Origin of the sequence: Pseudomonas sp. SAR267 (assembly GCF_052077595.1) — a bacterium.
Classification (GTDB): Bacteria; Pseudomonadota; Gammaproteobacteria; order Pseudomonadales; family Pseudomonadaceae; genus Aquipseudomonas; species Aquipseudomonas vlassakiae.
In genome coordinates, this window is sequence record NZ_JBQIHU010000001.1 from 2,533,701 (window position 1) to 2,556,065 (window position 22,365).

Annotated in this window: 23 protein-coding genes and 1 tRNA gene; 14 read left to right on the forward strand and 10 right to left on the reverse strand. The window is 62.9% G+C overall.

Features of this window, described 5'->3' with window-relative positions; genetic code table 11:
- Nucleotides 1-26: 26 nt before the first annotated feature.
- From choX to ACTORR_RS12195, 5 genes are all read left to right on the forward strand, one after another.
- Nucleotides 27-971 carry a choline ABC transporter substrate-binding protein gene (gene choX / locus ACTORR_RS12175; RefSeq protein ID WP_313365378.1) on the forward strand — a complete coding sequence of 315 codons (945 nt, stop codon included), beginning with the start codon at nt 27-29 and terminating at the stop codon, nt 969-971.
- A gap of 121 nt (nt 972-1,092) precedes the next feature.
- Entirely contained in the window at nt 1,093-1,977 is an 885-nt protein-coding gene (locus tag ACTORR_RS12180; protein ID WP_054886697.1) for a 3-keto-5-aminohexanoate cleavage protein, read from the forward strand.
- 81 nt (nt 1,978-2,058) lie between these two features.
- Nucleotides 2,059-3,024, forward strand: a complete 966-nt coding sequence (locus ACTORR_RS12185) for an L-carnitine dehydrogenase (RefSeq protein WP_313365377.1) — start codon at nt 2,059-2,061, stop codon at nt 3,022-3,024.
- A 10-nt stretch (nt 3,025-3,034) separates the two neighbouring features.
- The gene (locus tag ACTORR_RS12190; protein WP_441343643.1) at nt 3,035-3,505 is read left to right on the forward strand and encodes a thioesterase family protein; all 471 of its coding nucleotides are present in this window, start codon (nt 3,035-3,037) and stop codon (nt 3,503-3,505) included.
- Between the two features lie 270 nt (nt 3,506-3,775).
- Nucleotides 3,776-4,033, forward strand: coding sequence for a hypothetical protein (locus ACTORR_RS12195; protein WP_003255717.1), 258 nt, complete (start codon nt 3,776-3,778; stop codon nt 4,031-4,033).
- Between the two features lie 120 nt (nt 4,034-4,153).
- On the opposite strand, the gene ACTORR_RS12200 is transcribed toward ACTORR_RS12195, so the two are convergent.
- Both ACTORR_RS12200 and ACTORR_RS12205 read right to left on the reverse strand, forming a co-directional pair.
- On the reverse strand, nt 4,154-5,260 hold the full coding sequence (locus ACTORR_RS12200; RefSeq protein ID WP_054886700.1) for a GlxA family transcriptional regulator: 1,107 nt from the start codon (nt 5,258-5,260) through the stop codon (nt 4,154-4,156).
- A 467-nt stretch (nt 5,261-5,727) separates the two neighbouring features.
- Nucleotides 5,728-7,104 (reverse strand): L-serine ammonia-lyase, encoded by a 1,377-nt coding sequence (locus ACTORR_RS12205; protein WP_054886701.1) that lies wholly within the window; start codon nt 7,102-7,104, stop codon nt 5,728-5,730.
- 442 nt (nt 7,105-7,546) lie between these two features.
- On the opposite strand from ACTORR_RS12205, the gene ACTORR_RS12210 reads away from it, so the two are divergent.
- The 3 genes from ACTORR_RS12210 to choV all read left to right on the forward strand — a co-directional run bounded on the left by ACTORR_RS12210 (nt 7,547) and on the right by choV (nt 10,599).
- On the forward strand, nt 7,547-8,494 hold the full coding sequence (locus ACTORR_RS12210; protein WP_099813789.1) for a choline ABC transporter substrate-binding protein: 948 nt from the start codon (nt 7,547-7,549) through the stop codon (nt 8,492-8,494).
- A gap of 81 nt (nt 8,495-8,575) precedes the next feature.
- The gene (gene choW, locus ACTORR_RS12215; protein ID WP_176509202.1) at nt 8,576-9,424 is read left to right on the forward strand and encodes a choline ABC transporter permease subunit; all 849 of its coding nucleotides are present in this window, start codon (nt 8,576-8,578) and stop codon (nt 9,422-9,424) included.
- A complete protein-coding gene (gene choV / locus ACTORR_RS12220) occupies nt 9,421-10,599 on the forward strand; it encodes a choline ABC transporter ATP-binding protein (protein WP_054886704.1) in 1,179 nt (392 codons plus the stop codon). The genes choW and choV overlap by 4 nt, the downstream gene beginning before the upstream one ends.
- Nucleotides 10,600-10,719: 120 nt before the next feature.
- On the opposite strand, the gene hisF is transcribed toward choV, so the two are convergent.
- The 6 genes from hisF to ACTORR_RS12250 form a co-directional block, all read right to left on the reverse strand.
- The gene (hisF, locus tag ACTORR_RS12225) at nt 10,720-11,490 is read right to left on the reverse strand and encodes an imidazole glycerol phosphate synthase subunit HisF (RefSeq protein WP_313365699.1); all 771 of its coding nucleotides are present in this window, start codon (nt 11,488-11,490) and stop codon (nt 10,720-10,722) included.
- Nucleotides 11,491-11,500: 10 nt separating this feature from the next.
- Nucleotides 11,501-12,238 carry a 1-(5-phosphoribosyl)-5-[(5-phosphoribosylamino)methylideneamino]imidazole-4-carboxamide isomerase gene (gene hisA / locus ACTORR_RS12230; RefSeq protein ID WP_023382794.1) on the reverse strand — a complete coding sequence of 246 codons (738 nt, stop codon included), beginning with the start codon at nt 12,236-12,238 and terminating at the stop codon, nt 11,501-11,503.
- A gap of 27 nt (nt 12,239-12,265) precedes the next feature.
- Nucleotides 12,266-12,526: a DUF2164 domain-containing protein gene (locus tag ACTORR_RS12235; protein ID WP_027917568.1), complete on the reverse strand. Its 261-nt coding sequence runs from the start codon at nt 12,524-12,526 to the stop codon at nt 12,266-12,268.
- Entirely contained in the window at nt 12,527-13,165 is a 639-nt protein-coding gene (hisH, locus tag ACTORR_RS12240) for an imidazole glycerol phosphate synthase subunit HisH (protein ID WP_054886705.1), read from the reverse strand.
- Nucleotides 13,166-13,759, reverse strand: a complete 594-nt coding sequence (gene hisB, locus ACTORR_RS12245) for an imidazoleglycerol-phosphate dehydratase HisB (RefSeq protein WP_027917570.1) — start codon at nt 13,757-13,759, stop codon at nt 13,166-13,168.
- A gap of 239 nt (nt 13,760-13,998) precedes the next feature.
- Nucleotides 13,999-15,660 (reverse strand): OFA family MFS transporter, encoded by a 1,662-nt coding sequence (locus ACTORR_RS12250; protein WP_313365272.1) that lies wholly within the window; start codon nt 15,658-15,660, stop codon nt 13,999-14,001.
- Nucleotides 15,661-16,124: 464 nt separating this feature from the next.
- On the opposite strand from ACTORR_RS12250, the gene ACTORR_RS12255 reads away from it, so the two are divergent.
- The 4 genes from ACTORR_RS12255 to ACTORR_RS12270 all read left to right on the forward strand — a co-directional run bounded on the left by ACTORR_RS12255 (nt 16,125) and on the right by ACTORR_RS12270 (nt 19,861).
- On the forward strand, nt 16,125-18,362 hold the full coding sequence (locus tag ACTORR_RS12255) for an AsmA family protein (protein WP_313365271.1): 2,238 nt from the start codon (nt 16,125-16,127) through the stop codon (nt 18,360-18,362).
- A complete protein-coding gene (mutY, locus tag ACTORR_RS12260) occupies nt 18,359-19,426 on the forward strand; it encodes an A/G-specific adenine glycosylase (RefSeq protein WP_313365270.1) in 1,068 nt (355 codons plus the stop codon). The genes ACTORR_RS12255 and mutY overlap by 4 nt, the downstream gene beginning before the upstream one ends.
- On the forward strand, nt 19,423-19,695 hold the full coding sequence (locus ACTORR_RS12265) for an oxidative damage protection protein (RefSeq protein WP_027917574.1): 273 nt from the start codon (nt 19,423-19,425) through the stop codon (nt 19,693-19,695). The genes mutY and ACTORR_RS12265 overlap by 4 nt, the downstream gene beginning before the upstream one ends.
- A gap of 90 nt (nt 19,696-19,785) precedes the next feature.
- Nucleotides 19,786-19,861: transfer RNA gene (locus ACTORR_RS12270), tRNA-Phe, on the forward strand.
- Between the two features lie 133 nt (nt 19,862-19,994).
- Here ACTORR_RS12270 and ACTORR_RS12275 read toward each other — a convergent pair.
- Both ACTORR_RS12275 and ACTORR_RS12280 read right to left on the reverse strand, forming a co-directional pair.
- A complete protein-coding gene (locus ACTORR_RS12275) occupies nt 19,995-20,300 on the reverse strand; it encodes an addiction module antidote protein (RefSeq protein ID WP_159412912.1) in 306 nt (101 codons plus the stop codon).
- 9 nt (nt 20,301-20,309) lie between these two features.
- On the reverse strand, nt 20,310-20,600 hold the full coding sequence (locus ACTORR_RS12280) for a type II toxin-antitoxin system RelE/ParE family toxin (protein ID WP_313365269.1): 291 nt from the start codon (nt 20,598-20,600) through the stop codon (nt 20,310-20,312).
- Nucleotides 20,601-20,772: 172 nt separating this feature from the next.
- On the opposite strand from ACTORR_RS12280, the gene ppk2 reads away from it, so the two are divergent.
- Together ppk2 and ACTORR_RS12290 are read left to right on the forward strand one after the other, a co-directional pair.
- Nucleotides 20,773-21,762, forward strand: a complete 990-nt coding sequence (gene ppk2, locus ACTORR_RS12285) for a polyphosphate kinase 2 (protein WP_441343645.1) — start codon at nt 20,773-20,775, stop codon at nt 21,760-21,762.
- Between the two features lie 58 nt (nt 21,763-21,820).
- Nucleotides 21,821-22,264, forward strand: coding sequence for a hypothetical protein (locus ACTORR_RS12290; RefSeq protein ID WP_313365267.1), 444 nt, complete (start codon nt 21,821-21,823; stop codon nt 22,262-22,264).
- The last annotated feature ends 101 nt before the right edge of the window (nt 22,265-22,365 follow it).

Here is a 22,365-nt window from a genome sequence, read left to right on the forward strand (position 1 = left end):
AAATGTCCTGCCGATGGAGAGCCACCATGCATCGCTTGATCCGCCGCAGCCTGTTGTCCCTTGCCCTGAGCAGCATCGCCGCCACCCCGCTTTATGCCGCCGAGCCCGCGGCCTGCAAGAACGCGCGCCTTGGCGTGGTCAACTGGACCGACGTCATCGCCACCAGCGCCATGGCCCAGGTGCTGCTCGACGGCCTGGGTTACCAGACCAAGCAGACCAGCGCCTCGCAGCAGATCATCTTTGCCGGTATCCGCGACAAGCGCCTGGACATGTTCCTGGGTTACTGGAACCCGATCATGACCCAGACCATCACCCCGTTCGTCGACGCCAACCAGGTCAAGGTCCTTGAAAAACCCAGCCTGGAAGACGCCCGGGCCACCCTCGCCGTGCCGAAATACCTGTATGACAAGGGCCTGAAAACCTTCGCCGACATTCACAAGTTCGAGAAAGAGCTGGGCGGCAAGATCTACGGTATAGAACCCGGCTCCGGTGCCAACACCCAGATCAAGGCCATGATCAGCAAGAACCAGTTCGAGCTGGGCAAGTTCCAGCTGGTCGAGTCCAGCGAAGCCGGCATGCTCGCCGCCGTCGACCGCGCCGTGCGGCGCAAGGAAGCGGTAGTGTTCTTCGGCTGGGCGCCACACCCGATGAACGTGAACATCGACATGGCCTACCTCGGCGACAGCCAGGACGCCCTGGGCCCGGACGAAGGCCGTGCCACGGTGTGGACGGTGACCGCGCCGGACTACGCCGAACGCTGCCCCAACGCCCACCGCCTGCTGGCCAACCTGAACTTCAGCGCCGAGGACGAGAGCCGCATGATGCAGCCGCTGCTCGACCACAAGGACGCGCTGGAATCGGCCCGTCAGTGGCTCAAGGATCACCCCGGGGACAAGGCCCGCTGGCTTGAGGGGGTGACCACCTTCGATGGCAAGCCGGCTGCGGACAACCTCAAGCTCACCGCCAACTGACAGGGCCCTTTCGCGGGCTCGCCCGCTCCCACAGGTACAGCGCAAAGTTCAGGGTCACATTGATCCTGTGGGAGCGGGCGTGCCCGCGAATAGGCCAGCACAGACACCACAAGGAACCGCCATGAACCACGACGTCATCATCACCTGTGCCCTCACCGGCGCTGGCGACACGGTCGCCAAGAGCCACCTGGTCCCCGTCACCCCCAAACAGATCGCCGAATCCGCCGTGGAAGCCGCCAAGGCCGGCGCCACCGTGGTCCACTGCCACGTCCGTGACCCGCAAACCGGCCGTTTCAGCCGCGACGTGGCGCTGTACCGCGAAGTCATGGAGCGCATTCGCGAGGCCGACGTCGACATCATCGTCAACCTCACCGCCGGCATGGGCGGTGACCTGGAAATCGGCCCGGGCGAATCGCCCATGGAGTTCGGCCCCGGCACCGACCTGATCGGCCCGCTGGAGCGCCTGGCCCACGTCGAAGCCCTGCTGCCGGAAATCTGCACCCTCGACTGCGGCACCCTCAATTTCGGCGACGGCAACGCCATCTACGTCTCCACCCCCGCGCAGCTGCGCGCCGGGGCCAAGCGCATCACCGAACTGGGGGTGAAGGCCGAGCTGGAAATCTTCGACACCGGCCACCTGTGGTTCGCCAAACAGATGATGAAAGAAGGCTTGCTCGAGGACCCGCTGTTCCAGCTGTGCCTGGGCATCCCGTGGGGCGCACCGGCCGACACCACCACCATGAAGGCCATGGTCGACAACCTGCCGGCCAATGTTACCTGGGCAGGCTTCGGCATCGGCCGCATGCAGATGCCGATGGCGGCCCAGGCCGTGCTTCTGGGTGGCAACGTGCGGGTGGGCCTGGAAGACAACCTGTACCTGGACCGTGGCGTACTGGCCAGCAACGGCCAGCTGGTGGAACGCGCCGCTGAAATCATCACCCGCATGGGTGGCCGCGTGCTCAGCCCGGCAGAAGGCCGGGAAAAAATGAACCTCAAGCGCCGCTGATTCCTTCAACGATTGCAATCACGCCGCTCCCACAAGGTTCGGCGCTCATCCCAATAGTTCTGTTCATCCTGAGGACCCGATATGCCCTTCATCACCGAGATCAAGACCTTCGCTGCCCTGGGTAGCGGCGTGATCGGCAGCGGCTGGGTCGCCCGCGCCCTGGCCCATGGCCTGGACGTGGTCGCCTGGGACCCGGCCCCCGGCGCCGAGCAAGCCCTGCGCAAGCGCATCGCCAACGCCTGGCCGGCACTGGAGAAACAAGGCCTGGCAGAGGGTGCATCGCAGGACCGGCTGAAATTCGTGGCCACCATCGAGGAATGCGTACGCGACGCCGATTTCATCCAGGAAAGCGCACCCGAGCGTCTGGACCTCAAGCTCGATCTGCATGCGAAGATCAGCGCTGCCGCCAAGCCCAATGCAATCATCGGCTCCAGCACGTCGGGGCTGCTGCCCAGCGAGTTCTACGAGTCGTCCACGCACCCTGAGCGTTGCGTGGTCGGCCACCCGTTCAACCCGGTGTACCTCCTGCCGCTGGTGGAGATCGTCGGCGGTAGTCGCACGGCACCTGAAGCCATCGAAGCCGCCAAGACCATCTACACCGCCCTCGGCATGCGCCCGCTGCATGTACGCAAGGAAGTCCCCGGTTTCATCGCCGACCGCCTGCTCGAAGCGCTGTGGCGCGAGGCCCTGCACCTGGTCAACGATGGCGTCGCCAGCACTGGCGAAATCGACGATGCGATCCGCTTCGGCGCCGGCCTGCGCTGGTCGTTCATGGGTACCTTCCTCACCTACACCCTGGCAGGCGGTGATGCCGGCATGCGCCACTTCATGGCCCAGTTCGGCCCGGCGCTGAAGCTGCCCTGGACCTACCTGCCAGCACCGGAGCTGACCGACAAGCTGATCGACGATGTGGTCGAAGGCACCTCGGAACAACTGGGCGAGCGCAGCATCGCCGCGCTGGAGCGCTATCGTGATGACACGCTGCTGGCCGTACTGGAAGCGGTGAAGACCAGCAAAGCCAGCCACGGCATGGCCTTTGGCGATTGAGGAGCAGACAATGCCCGCACTGATCACCTACCGCACCCCAGTCCAGGAGGACTGGGTCGACTACAACGGGCACCTGCGCGATGCCTTTTACCTGCTGATCTTCAGCTACGCCACCGATGCGCTGATGGAGCGCATCGGCCTGGACGCTGACAGCCGCGGGCAGAGCGGGAACTCACTGTTCACCCTGGAAGCGCACATCAACTACCTGCACGAGGTGAAGCTAGGGACCGAGGTATGGGTGCAAACGCAGATCATCGGCTTCGATCACAAGCGCCTGCACGTCTACCACAGCCTGCACCGGGCCGGGTTCAACGAGGTGCTGGCTGCGAGCGAGCAGATGCTGTTGCATGTGGACCTGGCTGGGCCGAAGTCGGCGCCTTTCAGTGAGCAAAGTGCGGCCTTGCTGCAAAGCCTGGTGGATAGCCAACGCGACCTGCCTGCTGCGCAATTCGTCGGCCGCGTCCTGCAACTACCCCGCTGAGCGCTCAAAAAAATAACCCCGGAAAGCCGTGAGCATCCGGGGCCAAGAGCGAGCAACATCCACTGTGCATGAGTGAGGGTGACCAAACCCTCGGGAGCCGTGAATGCATGCAGTCTGCTGGCTTCCCGGCCCCTGCAATTAGCCGGGAGCGACCTGTTCTTAGCCAAACCAGCCATTGCGACATTCTGCCCTTGCGGGCCTGTCGCAGCAGACACAGAATCGGTCGTAAATCACAGCAGCACTCTCTTCGCGATAAAAGGGACAACAGCCATGATGCATGCGGATTTGATAGACCAGGACGACCTGGCAGGCCACCTGCGCGCGCGCGGGTTCGACATTCCCGCCGGAGCCAGTGCCGAACAGGCCTGCGAAGCGGTGGTGCGCGGGCTGACCGAGCCGAATGCGCGGGCGCTGAAAGGGATGGTCGAGCAGATGTATACCGGTAGCGCAACCATTCTGCCGGCGGTGCGCCAGGCCATCGACAAGCAGCTGTTGCCCGCGCTGGCCCAGTTCAACAAACGCGCCTGACTGGCTTTTCCTGCCCCGGCCTCTTCGCGGGCCAGCCCGCTCCCGCAGAGACGGCACCGTTTTTGAACTCGGTGCAACACCTGGGGGAGCGGGCTGGCCCGCGAAGGGGCCGGTGCCGTTTCAGAGCCTTACGCTGGCAAAGGTCGACTCGTTGCGCGCCTGGCTCAAGGCCGCCATCGGCCCGCTGTGCGGCGACAGGGTCATGGCCTGCGGAATCGGCATCATTGCCACCTGCTGCGCGGTGTTGGAGCCCACGCGCTCGTCACGCGGCGGAATGCCGAAGTACTCGCGGTAGCACTTGGAGAAGTGCGGGGTAGAGACGAAGCCGCACACCGAGGCCACTTCGATGATCGACATCGGTGTCTGCTTGAGCAACTGCCGGGCGCGGATCAGGCGCAGCTTGAGGTAGTAGCGCGACGGCGAGCAATGCAGGTACTTCTGGAACAGCCGTTCGAGCTGACGGCGCGACACCGACACGTACACGGCCAGTTCATCCAGGTCGATCGGCTCTTCGAGGTTGGCCTCCATCAGCGCAACGATCTCCTGCAACTTCGGCTGGTTGGTGCCGAGCATGTGCTTGAGCGGCACGCGCTGGTGGTCCTGCTCGTTGCGGATGCGCTCGTAGACGAACATCTCGGAGATCGCCGCCGACAGCTCACGGCCGTGATCACGGCTGATCAGGTGCAGCATCATGTCCAGCGGCGCGGTGCCGCCGGAGCTGGTGAAGCGGTTGCGGTCGAGGGTGAACAGGCGGGTGCTCATGTTGACCCGCGGGAAGGCCTCCTGCATGGCCGCCAGGCATTCCCAATGCACGCTGCAATCGAAACCATCGAGCAGGCCGGCACAGGCCAGCGCCCAGCTGCCGGTGCACACCGCACCGAGGCGGCGCGACTGGCGAGCCTGGGCCTGCAGCCACGTGACATGCTCACGGGTGACCGTGCGCTGGATGCCAACACCGCCGCAGACGATCACGGTGTCGATCGGCGGTGCGCTGTGCATGGCGGCATCGGGAGTGATCTGCAGGCCATCACTGGCCCATACCTGGCCGCCATCGACGGTCAGGGTGTGCCAGCGGTACAGCTCGCGACCAGAAAGCTGGTTGGCCATGCGCAGCGGCTCCACGGCCGATGCCAGGGATATCAGGGTGAAATTGTCCAGAAGGAGAAACCCGATGGACTGGGGGGCTGTGCGGTTCTGGGTTGGGTTCCCGGAGGTGTACGACGTCATCGCGATTTCTCCTCACACAAATGCAGGGTGTGCCTCAGGCGGGCACTGATTTTCTTGTTATGGCCCCAGGTTCATGTGCAGGGGCTTGCTGCCAATCTAAACGCAAGGGTCGTGCCTGAAATTGAACGACCATCCGAAAAAACCTGAAAACGACGCCTTCATTCGGCAATTCAGGGACTTCGATCGAGTTGGCAATTCTTCGCAAAGCGCCGTGCTAGCGCCTTGCGTGTAACAACTGAGCAATTTGGTGACACGCGCAGCCTTGGTTGCCCAGAAACGACACTCTTGAGTGTCACCGACAATGCCCGCACTGATAGCGACAGCCGACGATCGGTACGCACTGCAATGGGGCGCGGTGCACCACAAACATTCAAGGGCCCCTTCGCGGGCACGCCCGCTCCCACAGGATTGCGCCCCTGTGGGAGCGGGCGTGCCCGCGAAGAGGCCCCTGAGGCCTGCCTAAAATCTCAGCATTCAATGGCGCTGACCGCCAGGCCACCGCGCGAGGTCTCTTTATATTTGTCGTGCATGTCGGCCCCGGTGTCGCGCATGGTGCGGATCACCTGGTCGAGGGAGATGAAGTGCTCGCCATCGCCGCGCAACGCCATCTGCACGGCATTGATCGCCTTCACTGCGGCTATCGCGTTGCGCTCGATGCACGGCACCTGCACCAGGCCGCCGACCGGGTCGCAGGTCAGGCCGAGGTTGTGTTCCAGAGCGATTTCGGCAGCGTTCTCTACCTGCGCCGGGGTCGCCCCCAGCACTTCGGCGAGGCCGGCAGCAGCCATGGCACAGGCCGAACCGACCTCGCCCTGGCAGCCAACTTCTGCACCGGAAATCGACGCGTTCTTCTTGCACAGGATGCCCACGGCGGCGGCGCCGAGGAAGAAGTCGACCACGCTCGACTCGTCTACCGCATCACTGAAGCGCATGTAGTAGTGCAGCACCGCCGGGATGATGCCCGCCGCGCCGTTGGTAGGCGCAGTGACCATGCGCCCGCCAGCGGCGTTCTCTTCGTTGACGGCCAGGGCGAACAAGTTGACCCACTCCATGGCGCTCATGGTCGAGCCGATCACGTTGGGCTTGCCTATCTCCTGCAGACTGCGGTGCAGCTTGGCGGCGCGGCGGCGCACGTTGAGCCCGCCGGGCAGCGTGCCTTCGTACTTCAGGCCGTTGTTGACGCATTCCTGCATGGCTTCCCAGAGCTTGTGCAGGCCGGCGCGGATTTCTTCCTCACTGCGCCATACCTTCTCATTGGCCATCATCAATTGCGACACGCTGAGGTCGTTTTGCTTGCACAGGCGCAGCAGCTCGGCGGCGCTGTTGAAATCGTACGGCAGCACCGTCTGGTCGGCATCCAGCACGCCGCTGGCGGCCTGGGCGGCGTCGACCACGAAGCCGCCACCGACCGAGTAATAGGTGTCGCGATGCAGCTCGCCCTGGGCACCTTCGGCGATCAGGGTCATGGCGTTGGGGTGGTACGGCAGGTTCTCGTCCAGCAGCAGCATGTCGCGGGCCCAGACGAACTCGATGGGCAGGCGGTTATCCAGTTTCAGGGTGTTGGTTTCGCGCAGGTCGGCGATCCGCGGGACGATCTGGGTCGGGTCGATGGCGTCCGGCCACTCGCCCATCAGGCCCATGATGGTGGCGTTGTCGGTGCCATGGCCGATGCCAGTGGCCGACAGCGAACCGTACAGCCGCACTTCGATCCTGCGCACCTGTTCCAGCTCGCCGCGTTCACGCAGGCCCTGGACGAACAGGGCACCGGCACGCATGGGGCCGACGGTGTGGGAGCTTGAGGGCCCGACACCAATCTTGAACAGGTCGAACACGCTGATGGCCATTGTCGAATCACCTCTTGCTGGGCTTGTCTCTGCGCGCCATGCGCAGGGCGGGGCAACTGCTAGGCTGAAGCTGCGAGCCGCCACGAATGCACGCATCATCGGGCTTTTGCCTACCCCCTCGCCGTCTGCAACCGACGTAATTTTGTCCAGCAGCGCCGTAGCCTTTTCGGCCACCTTGTCGCCGCTTTCAAGCGACCGGGTGACGCAAAAATGCGGCTACAGGGGTGGAAAAACTCATAAACGACATCGCCCGTACTGGATGCGACCCGTTCCGTACTGGTTACGACGCCACCAGTAGGCGATTGCCCGGCGCTGGAGGATTATCGAAAGCGACTCGTAAAGCACGGCCACGCATCCTGCCCTCTGCAGGCCTGGTCGACCGGACCCTGAGAAAGCCCGGCGACCCACGCGAACCCGAAGACAAAATCACAGGAGTCCATCCATGAAAGGTTCACCCTCGCTGTTGCTGGTTGCGATGCTGTCCGCGCCTCTGCTGGCCCAGGCCGCCGAGCCCGAGCAGTGCCAGACGGTACGCTTCTCCGATGTCGGCTGGACCGACATCACCGTCACCACTGCGACCACCAGCGTTGTGCTCGAAGCACTGGGTTACAAGACCCACACCACCATGATCTCGGTACCGGTGACCTACAAGTCGCTGGCCACCGGCAAGGACCTGGACGTGTTTCTCGGCAACTGGATGCCGACCATGGAGAACGACATCAAGCAGTACCGCGATGCCGGCACTGTAGAAACCGTGCGCGCCAACCTGGAAAACGCCAAGTACACCCTGGCCGTGCCCCAGGCACTGTATGACAAGGGGCTGAAGGACTTCAGCGACATTCCCAAGTTCAAGAAGGAGCTGGACGGCAAGATCTACGGCATCGAGCCGGGCAACGATGGCAACCGCACCATCCAGAGCATGATCGACAAGAACGCCTTCGGCCTGAAGGACGCCGGTTTCAAGATCGTGCAGTCGAGCGAGGCCGGCATGCTGTCGCAGGTCGATCGCGCACAGAAGCGTGGCGAAGCGGTGGTGTTCCTGGGCTGGGAACCACACCCCATGAACACCCGCTTCAAGATGCAGTACCTCACCGGCGGTGACGATTTCTTCGGCCCCGAATTCGGCAAGGCCACCGTGCTGACCAACACCCGCAAGGGCTATGTGCAGGAATGCAGCAACGTCGGCCAACTGCTGAAGAACCTGTCGTTCGAACTCAAGGATGAAAGCACCATGATGGGCTACGTCCTGGACGACAAGATGAAGCCCGAGGCGGCCGCCAGGAAGTGGCTCAAGGACAACCCCGGCAAGCTGGACAACTGGCTGGCGGGCGTCACCACCGTGGATGGCAAACCCGGCCTTGAGGCGGCCAAGGCGAAACTTACTCAATAACGCAATACGTCGTAGCGCTACCTCGGGGCGGGACCGTGCCCGCCCCGGACTGTTTTCAATCTTCGCAGGTGGAAGCTCGCTATCATGCTTATCGATCAGAAAATACCCTTGGGTCAGTACATCGCGGCGTTCGTCGAATGGCTGACCCAGAATGGCGCGAACTATTTCGATGCCATTGCCCGAGGCCTGGAGTTCATGATCCATGGCGTCACCAGTACCCTGACTTTCTTCAACCCGTTCGTGCTCATCGCCCTGTTCGCCGCCCTGGCGCATTTCATCCAGCGCAAGTGGGCGCTCACCGCATTCGTCGCCCTTTCCTTCCTGCTGATCCTCAACCTGGGGTACTGGCAGGAAACCATGGAAACCCTGGCCCAGGTGACCTTCGCCACCGTGGTCTGCGTGGCCATTGGCGTGCCGCTGGGCATCGTCGCCGCGCACAAGCCGATGTTCTACACCGCAATGCGCCCGGTGCTCGACCTGATGCAGACCGTGCCAACCTTCGTCTACCTGATCCCGACCCTGACCCTGTTCGGCCTGGGCGTGGTGCCGGGGCTGATCTCGACAGTGGTGTTCGCCATCGCCGCACCGATCCGCCTGACCTACCTGGGCATCTGCGACGTGCCTCAGGAGCTGATGGACGCTGGCAAGGCTTTTGGCTGTTCGCGCCGCCAGCTACTCACCCGTATCGAACTGCCGCACGCGATGCCGAGCATCGCCGCTGGCGTCACCCAGTGCATCATGCTGTCACTGTCGATGGTGGTGATCGCCGCCCTGGTGGGTGCCGATGGCCTGGGCAAACCTGTGGTCAACGCACTGAACACCGCCGATATCTCCCTGGGCTTCGAGGCAGGCCTGGCGATCGTGCTGCTGGCGATCATGCTCGACCGTATCTGCAAGCAACCGGAACTGCCGGTAAGGGGTGAGGCATGAGCATCATTCGATTCGAAGACGTAGACGTCATCTTCTCCAACAAGCCGCGCGAAGCGCTGGCGCTGCTGGACAAAGGCCAGACCCGCGAGCAGATCCTCAAGCAGACCGGGCTGGTGGTCGGTGTGGAAAAGGCCAACCTCGATATCAACAAAGGCGAGATCTGCGTGCTGATGGGCCTGTCCGGCTCAGGCAAGTCGAGCCTGCTGCGGTGCATCAACGGCCTCAACACCGTGAGCCGCGGCAAGCTGTTCGTCGAACATGAAGGCAAGCACATCGATATTGCCCACTGCACCCCGGCAGAGCTGAAGATGATGCGCACCAAGCGCATCGCCATGGTGTTCCAGAAATTCGCCCTGATGCCATGGCTGACGGTGCGCGAGAACATCAGCTTCGGCCTGGAAATGCAGGGCCGCCCGGAAAAGGAACGGCGCAAGCTGGTCGACGAGAAACTCGAACTGGTCGGCCTGACCCAGTGGCGCAACAAGAAACCAGACGAACTCTCCGGCGGCATGCAGCAGCGTGTGGGCCTGGCCCGGGCGCTGGCGATGGATGCCGACATCCTGTTGATGGACGAACCGTTCTCGGCCCTCGACCCGCTGATCCGCCAAGGCCTGCAAGACGAATTGCTGGGCCTGCAGGCCAAGCTGAGCAAGACCATCGTGTTCGTCAGCCACGACCTCGACGAGGCGCTGAAGCTCGGCAGCCGCATCGCCATCATGAAGGACGGGCGAATCATCCAGTACAGCAAGCCGGAAGAGATCGTGCTGAACCCGGCCGACGAATACGTGCGTACCTTCGTCGCCCACACCAACCCGCTGAATGTACTGTGCGGCCGCAGCCTGATGCGCAGCCTGGACAACTGCAAGCGGGTCAACGGCTCGGTGTGCCTGGACCCGGGTGGCGATTCGTGGCTGGACCTGGGCGAAGGGAACTCGATCAAGCGTGCACGCCAGGGGCAGAACGGGCTCGACATGCAGAACTGGGTGCCGGGGCAGGCTGTGGAAGGGCTGGGCCGCAAGCCGACCTTGGTGCATGCCGATATCGGGATGCGTGAGGCGCTGCAGATTCGTTACCAGACCGGGAACAAGCTGGTGCTGCAGGAGAATGACAAGGTGGTGGGGATTCTTGGGGATACCGAGCTCTATCACGCCTTGCTTGGCAAGAATCACGGTTGAAGCAATTGGGGCCGCGTTGCGGCCCTTTCGCGACACAAGGCCGCTCCTACACGGGAACGCGTATCCCTGTAGGAGCGGCCTTGTGTCGCGAAAGGAGGGCAAAGCCCTCCCAGCATACTGTCAGCGAACGACAATCCCGCACGAAGCCATGTAGGCCTTGGCCTCTGGCACCGTGTACTCGCCAAAGTGGAAGATGCTGGCCGCCAGCACCGCGCTGGCGTGCCCTTCCAGAATCCCGTCTGCCAGGTGCTGCAGGTTACCCACACCACCCGAAGCGATCACCGGAATCCCCAGCGCATCGCTGATGGCGCGGGTTACACCCAGGTCGAAACCATTCTTCATGCCGTCCTGGTCCATGCTGGTCAGCAGGATCTCGCCGGCGCCCAGGCCTTCCATTTTCTTCGCCCATTCAACGGCATCCAGCCCGGTCGGCTTGCGCCCGCCGTGGGTAAAGATCTCCCAGCGTGGCGCTTCACCTGGCGCGGACACCTTCTTGGCGTCGATGGCCACGACGATGCACTGCGAACCGAAGCGGTCCGCTGCTTCACCGACGAACTCCGGGTTGAAAACCGCGGCGGTGTTGATCGAAACCTTGTCGGCGCCGGCATTGAGCAGGTTGCGGATGTCCTGCACGGTGCGCACGCCACCGCCTACGGTCAGCGGGATGAACACCTGGCTGGCCATGCGCTCGACGGTATGCAGGGTGGTGTCGCGGCCGTCAACGCTGGCCGTGATGTCGAGGAAGGTGATTTCATCGGCACCCTGCTCGTTGTAGCGGCGGGCGATTTCCACCGGGTCGCCGGCATCACGGATGTTCTCGAACTTGACGCCCTTGACCACCCGGCCGTTGTCCACGTCCAGGCAAGGGATGATGCGCTTGGCCAGTGCCATGGTTCAGTCCTCAGCCTTGGTAGTTGTCGCAAAAAGCCTGGGCCTCGGCGACATCGAGGGTGCCTTCGTAGATGGCACGGCCGGTGATGGCGCCGATGATGCCCGGGGCCTTGGCGTCCAGCAGGGCCTTGATGTCACCCAGGTTGTGGATACCGCCCGAGGCGATCACCGGGATCGAAGTGGCTTCGGCCAGTGCCTTGGTGAACGGCACGTTGCAGCCCTGCATCATGCCGTCCTTGGCGATGTCGGTGTAGACGATCGCCGAGACGCCATCGGCCTCGAAACGCTTGGCCAGGTCGATGACCTGTACCGAGCTGACTTCCGCCCAGCCGTCGGTGGCAACGAAGCCGTCCTTTGCATCCAGGCCAACGATGACCTTGCCCGGGAAGGCCTTGCACGCTTCGGCGACGAACTCAGGCTGCTTGACCGCCTTGGTGCCGATGATCACGTAGCTGACGCCGGCCTTGACGTAGTGCTCGATGGTTTCCAGCGAGCGGATGCCGCCGCCGATCTGGATCGGCAGGTTCGGGTAGCGTTTGGCAATGGCGGTGACCACTTCACCGTTGACCGGCTGGCCTTCGAAGGCACCGTTGAGGTCGACCAGGTGCAGGCGGCGGCAGCCACCTTCGACCCACTTGGCAGCCATGCTCACCGGGTCGTCGGAAAATACCGTGGAATCTTCCATGCGGCCCTGGCGCAGGCGCACGCAGGCACCGTCCTTCAGATCGATAGCGGGGATAATCAGCATCTTGGGAACCTGTCTTTTCTTAGGGTTTCAGGGCTTTTCGAGTGCCCACAGATCGCTTTCGATACTCTCGAACCGCTCCTTGAGGTGCAGCTGAACATCGGCAATCGCCCTGTTGTAGTAATGGGGTGCAATTTCTTTGCTGAACAGCTCGAGGACCTCGGCCACCTCGAACGACCCGAGCTGCAGCTCGAAGCGGTCTTCGAGAAAGCGCTTGAGCGTGTCGAGCGCCTCGCGTTCCTCTTCGGGGGCCAGGGTGATGATCGGGGCCTTGGTCTTCGAACGGCTCATTTACCAGCGCCCGTCCCAGGCGACGAAGTTCTGCAGCAGCTGCAGGCCATGGGTATGGCTTTTTTCCGGGTGGAACTGCACGGCAAAGCGCGAGCCGTCTGCCAGCGCGGCGGCGAAGTCGACGCCATAGTGGCCGCGGCCGACCACCTGGCCCGGCTTGCCGGCATTGATGTAGTAGCTGTGCACGAAGTAGAAACGCGCACGGTCGGGAATGTCGTGCCACAGCGGGTGGTCGATCGACTGGCTGACTTCGTTCCAACCCATGTGCGGCACCTTCAGGTGCTCGCCGTCTTCTTTGAGATCCTTGCCAAAGAAGCGCACCTGGCCAGGGAACAGGCCGATGCAGTCGACACCGTCGTTCTCTTCGCTATGCTCGAGCAGCGCCTGCATGCCGACGCAGATGCCGAGGAACGGGCGGTCCTGGCTGACTTCGCGGACCAGGCTGTCGAAGCCCAGGCGGCGGATTTCGGCCATGCAGTCACGGATCGCGCCCACGCCCGGGAACACCACGCGGTCAGCCTCGCGGATCACCGCAGCGTCGCTGGTGACCAGCACCTTGCCGGCGCCGACGTGTTCAAGCGCCTTGGCCACCGAGTGCAGGTTGCCCATGCCATAGTCGATTACGGCTACCGTCTGCATTTACAGGCACCCTTTGGTGGACGGCATCTGCCCAGCCATGCGCTCGTCGAGGGTCACGGCCATGCGCAGGGCGCGGCCGAAAGCCTTGAATACGGTTTCGATCTGGTGGTGGGTGTTGTGGCCCCGCAGGTTGTCGATGTGCAGGGTCACCAGGGCGTGGTTGACGAAGCCCTGGAAGAACTCCTGGAACAGGTCGACATCGAAGCCGCCAACGGTGGCACGGGTGTAAGGGACATGCATCTGCAGGCCTGGGCGGCCGGAGAAGTCGATGACCACGCGCGACAGCGCTTCGTCCAGCGGCACGTAGGCATGGCCGTAGCGGAAGATGCCTTTCTTGTCGCCAATGGCCTGGGCGAATGCCATGCCCAGGGTGATACCGACGTCTTCGACGGTATGGTGATCGTCGATATGCAGGTCACCCTTGCACTCGATATCCAGATCGATCAGCCCATGGCGGGCGATCTGGTCCAGCATGTGTTCAAGGAAAGGCACACCGATATCGAATCGGGCCTTGCCACTGCCATCGAGGTTGATCGAGCACTTGACCTGGGTTTCCAGGGTATTGCGCTCGACGGAAGCCTTACGTTCGACCATCACCAGCTCCGCAAAATCATTGGGCGAAAAGGGCTCCATTATAGGCCCAGAACGCGCCCGCTTGAAACGCGGATGACATATGGCATGGCAAGCAATTGCGGGGCCGGACGGCCCTACAGGTCTATACAACCGGATAATTGGGGCTGCTTTGCAGCCCATCGCGACACAAGGCCGCTCCTACAGGGGACAGCAAACCCTTGTGTCGCGAAAGGGGCGCAAAGCGCCCCCAGGCAGTTACATCAATGGAACAGTACAGCGGTCTTCTGCAGGGTAATCCACACACCCCAGGCCAAAGGCACGACCACCACAGCCCAGGCCAGCAGCACCAGCGGCAAGCTACCCGGCGAGGCATGCCACTCCAGCGAACGCGCACCATCAGCACCTTTGTCGTGGCTCAGCGCGCGCTCGGCGGCCAGTTCGGCATCGGTCATGAAGTATTTGTCGGCCACCGGGCGGATCAGCATGTTGCAGATAAAGCCCAGCACCAGCAGGCCGGCGAGGATGTACAGGGTCATGTCGTAGGCCGCTGCACGCTCTACGCCCGCCGCCAACTGGTATTCGCGCAGGTAGGTGATCAGCACCGGGCCCAGCACGCCTGCTGCCGCCCAGGCAGTCAGCAGGCGACCATGAATGGCCCCCACCATCTGCGTGCCGAACAGGTCGGCCAGGTAGGCCGGCACGGTGGAGAAACCACCGCCGTACATCGACAGAATGATGCAGAACGCCGCCACGAACAGCGCCACGTTGCCCAGGTGGCCCATGTTCGGCACCAAGCTGTAGAGGCCGACGCCCAGGGCGAAGAAGGCGAAGTAGGTGTTCTTGCGGCCGATGTAGTCGGAGAACGATGCCCAGAAGAAGCGACCACCGATGTTGAACAGGCTCAGCAGACCGGTGAAGCCGGCGGCAATGGCGGCGATCTGCGCCAGCTGCGCGGCGTTCAGCTCGCTGAAGCTCAGCTCGTTGCCCAGCAATTTGCCGGCAAACACTTCCTGCAGCAGCGGCGAAGCCATGCCGAGGATGCCGATACCGGCCGAAACGTTCAGGCACAGCACCAGCCACACCAGGGCGAACTGCGGGGTTTTCCAGGCGACGCTGACGTGCACGTGGCGGGCGGTGACCATGCCATTGCCGGCCTTCTTCGCCGGTGCGCTCCAGCCTTCAGGCTTCCAGCCGGTTGGCGGAACGCGGTACGCCAGGGCGCCAGCCGTCATGAACACGAAGTAGATTGCAGCCATGGCGACGAAGCTCTGCCATACGCCCACCTCATGCGCATTGCCAAAATGGCCCATCAGCGCGGTAGCCAGCGGTGCACCCACCATGGCGCCACCACCGAAGCCCATGATCGCCATGCCGGTGGCCATGCCGCGTTTATCCGGGAACCACTTGATCAGGGTCGAGACCGGTGAAATGTAGCCCAACCCCAAGCCAATCCCACCGATCACACCGGACCCCAACCACATCAGCCACAGCTGGTGGGTCTTTACGCCGATCGCCGAGATCAGCATGCCGCCACACCAGCACAGGGCCGATACCAGGCCAGCCTTGCGCGGACCGGCATGTTCCAGCCAGCCGCCCAGCACCGCTGCCGAACAGCCGAGGAAGACGAAGAACAGAGTGTAGATCCAGCTCAGCATCGAGATCGGCCAGTCGCATTCAGCGCTGAACATGCGGGCGATGAAGCCCATGTCCGCCGAACAGGCAACAGGCGCGGTGATGCCGATGGCTTGCGACAGCGGCAGCCAGAACACCGAGAAGCCGTAGGCCATGCCGATGCACAGATGGATAGCCAAGGCAGCTGGCGGGACCAGCCAGCGGTTGAAGCCCGGGCGGGCGATGATGCGCTCCTTCGACAGGAAGCTCGGCGCGCTGGCCAGCCCCTCTGCCGTGATGGTACTGCTCATGGATTCGATCCTTTTGTAGGTAGACAGTGCTGGCGGATGCTGCCCAAGCTCTTGTTCTCGCACGCAGGGCGAACTGGCCTTTCCGGGGGTAACGGCCCGCGACAATGGGTCGCGGCCGTTCCGCGAAGCGGCACAAGGGTACCAGTTCGCAGATGACATGAAAGCAATCTGATATCGTTATTTTTCTCGCGGCTGAATCGGTATTTCGGCGCTATCTGCACCGGCCTCTTCGCGGGCTCGCCCGCTGCCACAGGTACTGCACAGGTCTCAAAACCTGTGATGAACCTGTGGGAGCGGGCAAACCCGCGAAGAATCCAGCACAGAAGGAACTGCCGAAACCACAACTGTCGAACCCCAAAATCATCAGATTCGCCCTGCATCGCTAGTCGAATACGCAGAGCCCACCCCTGCGGCGCTATACTCAGCCGTTCGGAATTCACACTACGGACTACAAGGACTCGCCCATGAAAGCGTTCGGCAAAATCCTGGGACTGGGGCTTCTCGGGTTGCTGCTGATCATCGTGGCGCTGGGCTTCGCCCTGACCCACCTCTTCGATCCCAACGACTACAAAGACGAGATCCGCCAACTGGCGCGGGACAAGGCGCACGTCGAGCTGACCCTCAACGGCGACATCGGCTGGAGTCTGTTCCCCTGGCTGGGCCTGGAGCTGCACGAAGCCAGTATCGCGACGCTGGCCAACCCCAAGGAGCCGTTCGCCGACCTGCAGATGCTCGGCCTCTCCGTGCGTGTGCTGCCACTGCTGCGCCGCGAAGTGCAGATGAGCGATGTACGCGTCGAGGGCCTCAACCTGACCTTGGTACGCGACGAAAACGGCCACGGCAACTGGGAGGACATCGGCAAGCCGCTACCGGCCACCACCGATGGCACTGCCAGTGCGCCGGCCCAGGCACCTGCCGAGCAACCGGCGAAGCCTGCTGAAAGCAGCAGTGAGCGCGCGGTGAAGCTCGACATCGACAGCCTGACCGTGAACAACGCCCGGGTTTACTACACCGATGCCAAGAGCGGCCAGAGCTACAGCGCCGAAAGCATCCAGCTGAGCACCGGCCCGGTCCACGAAGGCACCAATATCGCCCTCAAAGCCAGCGCCTTCCTCAGCGCCAGCCAGCCGGCCATCAAGGCCCGCACCGAGCTTGCCGGCGAGCTGCGCTTCGATCGCAAGCTCAAGCGCTACAACTTCGAAGACCTGCGCCTGACCGGCGAAACCTCCGGCGAACCTACCGCTGGCAAGACCGTCACCTTTGGCGCCCAGGGCCAGCTGCTGGTCGACATGGGTGCCAACGTGGCCTCCTGGAGCGGCCTGAAAGTCTCGGCGAACCAGCTGCGCGCCCTCGGCGAACTGAACCTGCGCGACCTGGACAAGGCCCCGCAACTGAGCGGCGGCCTGTCCATCGCCCAGTTCAACCTGCGCACCTTCCTCGACGGCATCGGCCATCCGCTGCCGGCCACCAACGACCCGGCAGCCTTCGGCAAGCTGGAGCTGGTGACCCGCCTGCAAGGCACACCGTCCAGCCTGACCCTGGCCGACCTGGCTGTGAAGCTGGACGACACCACCTTCACTGGCCGCGTGGCCATCGACGACTTCGCCAAGCAGGCCCTGCGCCTGCAGCTCAAAGGCGACAGGTTCGATGCCGATCGCTACCTGCTGGCCAAGAGCGAGCAAGCCAAAGGCGCCACTGCCGCACGCCAGGCGGAGGTCCAGCAGCAGGAAGCCAGTGCAGTCGCCGGTGCCGGCAGCTCGCCACTGCCCAATGCCCCGACCCAGGTAGCCTGGAGCGACGACAAGCTGTTGCCGGTAGACCGCCTGCGCGTGCTCGACCTGCAAGCTGACCTGGCCTTCGGTGCGCTGACCCTGGACAAGCTGCCAATCAGCGACGCTCAGTTGCAGGCCACCGCCCAGGGCGGGCTGCTGACCTTGCAAACCCTGCGGGGCGGCCTCTACAACGGCACCTTCGAAGCCAAGGGCAACGTCGACGTGCGCCCTGCCGTACCGCAGCTCGGCATCAACACCAGGATCAACCGGGTGCCGGTCGAGCACTTCATCAAAGCTGAAGGCAAGGAGCAGACGCCGCCGGTCAAAGGCCTGCTGACCCTGACCAGTGATCTGACGGCCACCGGTAACAGCCAGAAGGCACTGGTCGACACCCTCAATGGCAGCGCAAACTTCACCATCAACGATGGCGTGCTGGTCAATGCCAACCTTGAACAGCAACTGTGCCAGGCCATCGCCACCCTTAACCGCAAGACGTTGAGCGGCGAACCACGTGGCAAGGACACTCCGTTCGAAGAGCTACGCGGCAGCCTGGTGATTCGCAATGGCGTGGCCAGCAACCCGGACCTCAAGGCACGCATCCCTGGCCTGACCGTCAACGGCCATGGCGACCTCGACCTGCGCGTGCTGGGCATGGACTACAACGTCGGGGTGATCGTCGAAGGCGATCAGCGCGCCATGCCCGACCCGGCCTGCCAGGTCAACGAACGCTTCGTGGGCGTGGAAGTGCCGCTGCGCTGCCGCGGCCCGCTGGAGATCGGCGCCAAGGCTTGCCGCCTGGACCAGGACGGCCTGGGCAAGGTCGCGGCCAAGCTGGCCGGCAACCGCCTGAAAGACAAGATCGATGAAAAACTCGGAGATAAAGTGAGCCCAGAACTGAAAGACGCGCTCAAGGGGCTGTTCAAGCGATGACCCCCACGCAGTTCTCCAACGCCGTGCTGGACTGGTACGACCAGCACGGTCGCCACGACCTGCCCTGGCAACAGGGCATCAACCCATACCGCGTGTGGGTGTCGGAAATCATGCTGCAGCAGACCCAGGTGAGCACCGTGCTCAACTATTTCGACCGCTTCATGCAGGCCCTGCCAACCGTGCAGGCCCTGGCTGCAGCGCCCGAGGACGAAGTGCTGCACCTGTGGACCGGCCTTGGCTACTACACGCGCGCGCGCAACCTGCAGAAGGCCGCGAAGATCGTCGTCGAACAGCATGGCGGCGAATTTCCGCGTAGCGTCGAGCAGCTTACCGCGCTGCCCGGCATCGGCCGCTCCACTGCCGGTGCCATCGCCAGCATCAGCATGGGCATTCGCGCGCCGATTCTCGATGGCAACGTCAAGCGTGTGCTGGCCCGCTACACCGCCCAGGCCGGCTACCCCGGCGAGCCCAAGGTGGCCAACCAGCTGTGGGCCACAGCCGAGCGCTTCACGCCGCAGCAGCGCGCCAACCACTACACCCAGGCGATGATGGACATGGGCGCGACGCTGTGCACGCGCAGCAAGCCCAGTTGCCTGATCTGCCCGTTGCAGCGAGGCTGCGAAGCACATTTGCACGGCGAAGAAACCCGCTACCCCGAGCCCAAGCCACGCAAGGCACTGCCGCAACGGCGCACGTTGATGCCGCTGCTGGCCAACGATGAAGGCGCCATTCTGCTTTACCGCCGCCCATCCAGCGGCCTATGGGGTGGCTTGTGGAGCCTGCCGGAGCTGGACGATCTCGCCCAGCTCGACGACCTTGCCTACCAGCACGGCCTGCGCCTGGCCGAAAGCCGCGCACTGGACGGCCTGACCCACACCTTCAGCCACTTCCAGCTGGCGATCGAGCCGTGGCTGGTACGTGTCGAACCGGTCGGCCAGCACGTGGCCGAGGCCGACTGGCTCTGGTATAACCTCGCCACCCCGCCGCGCCTGGGCCTCGCCGCCCCGGTCAAGAAGCTGCTCAAACGCGCGGCCGACGAACTGATAGCAGGAGAAGCCCGATGACCCGCACCGTGATGTGCCGCAAGTACAAAGAAGAACTCCCAGGCCTGGCCCGCCCGCCCTACCCCGGTGCCAAGGGCCAGGACATCTTCGACCACATCTCGGAGAAAGCCTGGGAAGACTGGAAGAAACACCAGACCATGCTGATCAACGAAAAGCGCCTGAACATGATGAACGGCGAGGACCGCAAGTTCCTCCAGGGCGAGATGGACAAGTTCTTCGCCGGCGAGGAATACGCCCAGGCGGAAGGCTACGTTCCACCCTCCGAATGACCCCATGAAACGTAAGCGACGGAATTAATTTAAAATTTTTTCAAAAAGTCGTTGACGGGCCGTCAGAAAATCTATTTAATTCACCTCGTCGCCCAGATAGCTCAGTCGGTAGAGCAGAGGATTGAAAATCCTCGTGTCGGCGGTTCGACTCCGTCTCTGGGCACCACCTTCAAGCTTCTGGTGGTTGCAAAGTTACCCGAAGCGACACAAGAAACCCGCCTAGTGCGGGTTTTTTGTTGTCTGTGATTTTTGCTTTCTGGATGAGCAGCATCTGTAGCTGCCACACCACACCTCGAGCCCTACCCGGCAGTTCGCGGAGACACCACCTCGGCATGTAGCCTCAGGCCGAGTGCCGCCATCACTTTCATGATGGTCGCCAGGCTAGGGTTACCCTCCGCCGACAAGGCTTTGTATAGCCCCTCACGAGTCAGGCCCGTATCACGCGCCAGTTGCGCCATGCCACGAGCACGCGCGATATCGCCCAAGGCAGCGGCAAGCAGCACCGGATCGTTTTCTTCAAGACAGGCCTCAAGGTACAGAGCCATGTCTTCCTCTGTCTTGAGGTGATCCGCGGCATCCCACTTGGTCAGTTTGGTATCAGTCATGGCGGCCTCCTATAGCTCGCGTGCCAGCTTCAGGGCTGATCTGATATCCCTGGCCTGAGTGGACTTGTCGCCACCCGCCAGGAGGATGATCACCTCGTAGCCTCGCTGAACGAAATACACCCGATAGCCCGGACCGTAATCGATCCGCAGCTCGGACACTCCTTCACCTACCGGCCTACAGTCCCCAGTCACTCCAAGCTCGACCCGCCGCAAGCGCACATTGATACGAGCCTGTGCACGAGCATCCCGCAACGCGGCGAACCACCTTCTGTAGCTGTCGGTTTGTAATAGTGTGTGCATGGGAAAAATGTAAACCGTAGTTCACACTACATCAATCTGGACGTGTTTCAAACTATTTGAATGCGCAGCGCCACATCCTCCGCCCACCGGCATTGATCAGCATCAACAACTTCTCCCATACCCAAACTCAAAATCAGAAGTGGACATTCGACCCGACCTCGCAAGGACCTCCATGAGCGAAGAAGCCACCCTCCTACTCCCCGCCCCCGACGAGACCTCGACTCGCGCTCCCGCCGCAGCCCGCTCCCGCCGCCCTCGCCAGCGCAAACCCGAGCCCGCCATCACCCAGGTCAGCCAGGCCCCTGCCGCACTTGAAGTGGCCAGCGCACCGAAGGGCAGCACCGAGGACAGCACCTCGGCACGCCTGCCGGCCAGCTACCCGTACCGCACCCGTCTGCGCCGCCAGGATTACGAAAAGGCCAAGCACGCACTGCAGATCGAACTGCTGAAGGTCCAGAGCTGGGTCAAGGAAACCGGCCAGCGCGTGGTCATTCTGTTCGAGGGGCGTGACGCAGCGGGCAAAGGTGGCACGATCAAACGCTTCATGGAGCACCTCAACCCGCGAGGCGCCCGGATCGTCGCGCTGGAGAAGCCTTCCGAGCAGGAACTGGGGCAGTGGTACTTCCAGCGTTACATCCAGCACCTGCCCACGGCGGGTGAAATGGTCTTCTTCGACCGCTCCTGGTACAACCGCGCCGGGGTCGAGAAGGTAATGGGCTTCTGCTCGCCGGTGCAATATCTGGAGTTCATGCGCCAGGCGCCGGACCTGGAGCGAATGCTGTGCAACAGCGGCATCCTGCTGTTCAAGTACTGGTTCTCGGTGAACCGCGAAGAGCAGCTGCGTCGCTTCATCTCGCGCCGGGACGACCCGCTCAAGCACTGGAAGCTGTCGCCCATCGACATCAAGTCGCTGGACAAGTGGGAAGACTACACCGCAGCCAAGGAGGCGATGTTCTTCCATACCGATACCGCCGATGCACCGTGGACGGTGATCAAGTCGGACGACAAGAAACGCGCACGGATCAACTGTATCCGGCACTTCCTGCATTCGCTGGATTATCCGGGGAAGGATCACCGCGTGGCTCATGCGCCCGATGAGCTGTTGGTCGGCCGCGCATCGCGCGGTTTCGAGGGAGACGAGCCGACAGCGCCCACCAGTTGAATCACCCCGGCCGCTGCGCTTCAATACGCGCAATTTCCGGACACCCAAGGATTCACCCATGGCCACCCCAACCAAGCAACAGAAACGCGCCAAGCGCGCCGCCAGCAAAGCCAAGCAGAACCGCATGGTGCGCAGCGGCCAGGCGGTCAAGGCCAGTGCCGGTGACAGCGCGAGCATCGAGCAGGTGTTCAAAAAGGCCATGGAGACCGACAGCTACAAAGAGCTGTTCGCGAAGATGAAAGCCGCCCAGGAAACCAGCCTGGTAGCAATGATCTCGGTGTTCCTGGTCGACCCGCTGCTGGCCCTGGTACTCAAGGGCCACAAGGAAGAGCACGCCACCGACTACATCGTGCTGGTGTTCAACGCCTACCGCACCTGGCTCGACGGCGCCGACGAAGACACCACCATGGCCTGGCTGGAGAGTGACGAGTTCCAGGAAGCCTATATCGCCGCTTCCGAACTGGTGGCCAAGCAGCAGCAACAACAGAAGCAGTTTGGCTGATCAGGCTTGGTAACCTGTTCCCCCCTCTTCGCGGGCAAGCCCCCTCCCACAGGAGCACCAAAGGTTTCGAAAGCGGTGCAGTACCTGTGGGAGCGGGCGTG

Coding starts and splice junctions, on each gene's coding strand:
- ACTORR_RS12275 (WP_159412912.1), bottom strand. CDS start 20,300: ATGACTGATACCAAACTGACCAAGTGGGATGCCGCGGATCACCTCAAG.
- ACTORR_RS12250 (WP_313365272.1), bottom strand. CDS start 15,660: ATGAGCAGTACCATCACGGCAGAGGGGCTGGCCAGCGCGCCGAGCTTC.
- hisB (WP_027917570.1), bottom strand. CDS start 13,759: ATGGTCGAACGTAAGGCTTCCGTCGAGCGCAATACCCTGGAAACCCAG.
- ACTORR_RS12205 (WP_054886701.1), bottom strand. CDS start 7,104: ATGGCCATCAGCGTGTTCGACCTGTTCAAGATTGGTGTCGGGCCCTCA.
- hisH (WP_054886705.1), bottom strand. CDS start 13,165: ATGCAGACGGTAGCCGTAATCGACTATGGCATGGGCAACCTGCACTCG.
- ACTORR_RS12290 (WP_313365267.1), top strand. CDS start 21,821: ATGGCCACCCCAACCAAGCAACAGAAACGCGCCAAGCGCGCCGCCAGC.
- ACTORR_RS12185 (WP_313365377.1), top strand. CDS start 2,059: ATGCCCTTCATCACCGAGATCAAGACCTTCGCTGCCCTGGGTAGCGGC.
- ppk2 (WP_441343645.1), top strand. CDS start 20,773: ATGAGCGAAGAAGCCACCCTCCTACTCCCCGCCCCCGACGAGACCTCG.
- ACTORR_RS12210 (WP_099813789.1), top strand. CDS start 7,547: ATGAAAGGTTCACCCTCGCTGTTGCTGGTTGCGATGCTGTCCGCGCCT.
- ACTORR_RS12195 (WP_003255717.1), top strand. CDS start 3,776: ATGATGCATGCGGATTTGATAGACCAGGACGACCTGGCAGGCCACCTG.
- ACTORR_RS12200 (WP_054886700.1), bottom strand. CDS start 5,260: ATGACGTCGTACACCTCCGGGAACCCAACCCAGAACCGCACAGCCCCC.
- ACTORR_RS12265 (WP_027917574.1), top strand. CDS start 19,423: ATGACCCGCACCGTGATGTGCCGCAAGTACAAAGAAGAACTCCCAGGC.
- ACTORR_RS12235 (WP_027917568.1), bottom strand. CDS start 12,526: ATGAGCCGTTCGAAGACCAAGGCCCCGATCATCACCCTGGCCCCCGAA.
- choX (WP_313365378.1), top strand. CDS start 27: ATGCATCGCTTGATCCGCCGCAGCCTGTTGTCCCTTGCCCTGAGCAGC.
- ACTORR_RS12280 (WP_313365269.1), bottom strand. CDS start 20,600: ATGCACACACTATTACAAACCGACAGCTACAGAAGGTGGTTCGCCGCG.
- choV (WP_054886704.1), top strand. CDS start 9,421: ATGAGCATCATTCGATTCGAAGACGTAGACGTCATCTTCTCCAACAAG.
- mutY (WP_313365270.1), top strand. CDS start 18,359: ATGACCCCCACGCAGTTCTCCAACGCCGTGCTGGACTGGTACGACCAG.
- hisA (WP_023382794.1), bottom strand. CDS start 12,238: ATGCTGATTATCCCCGCTATCGATCTGAAGGACGGTGCCTGCGTGCGC.
- hisF (WP_313365699.1), bottom strand. CDS start 11,490: ATGGCACTGGCCAAGCGCATCATCCCTTGCCTGGACGTGGACAACGGC.
- ACTORR_RS12255 (WP_313365271.1), top strand. CDS start 16,125: ATGAAAGCGTTCGGCAAAATCCTGGGACTGGGGCTTCTCGGGTTGCTG.
- ACTORR_RS12180 (WP_054886697.1), top strand. CDS start 1,093: ATGAACCACGACGTCATCATCACCTGTGCCCTCACCGGCGCTGGCGAC.
- ACTORR_RS12190 (WP_441343643.1), top strand. CDS start 3,035: ATGCCCGCACTGATCACCTACCGCACCCCAGTCCAGGAGGACTGGGTC.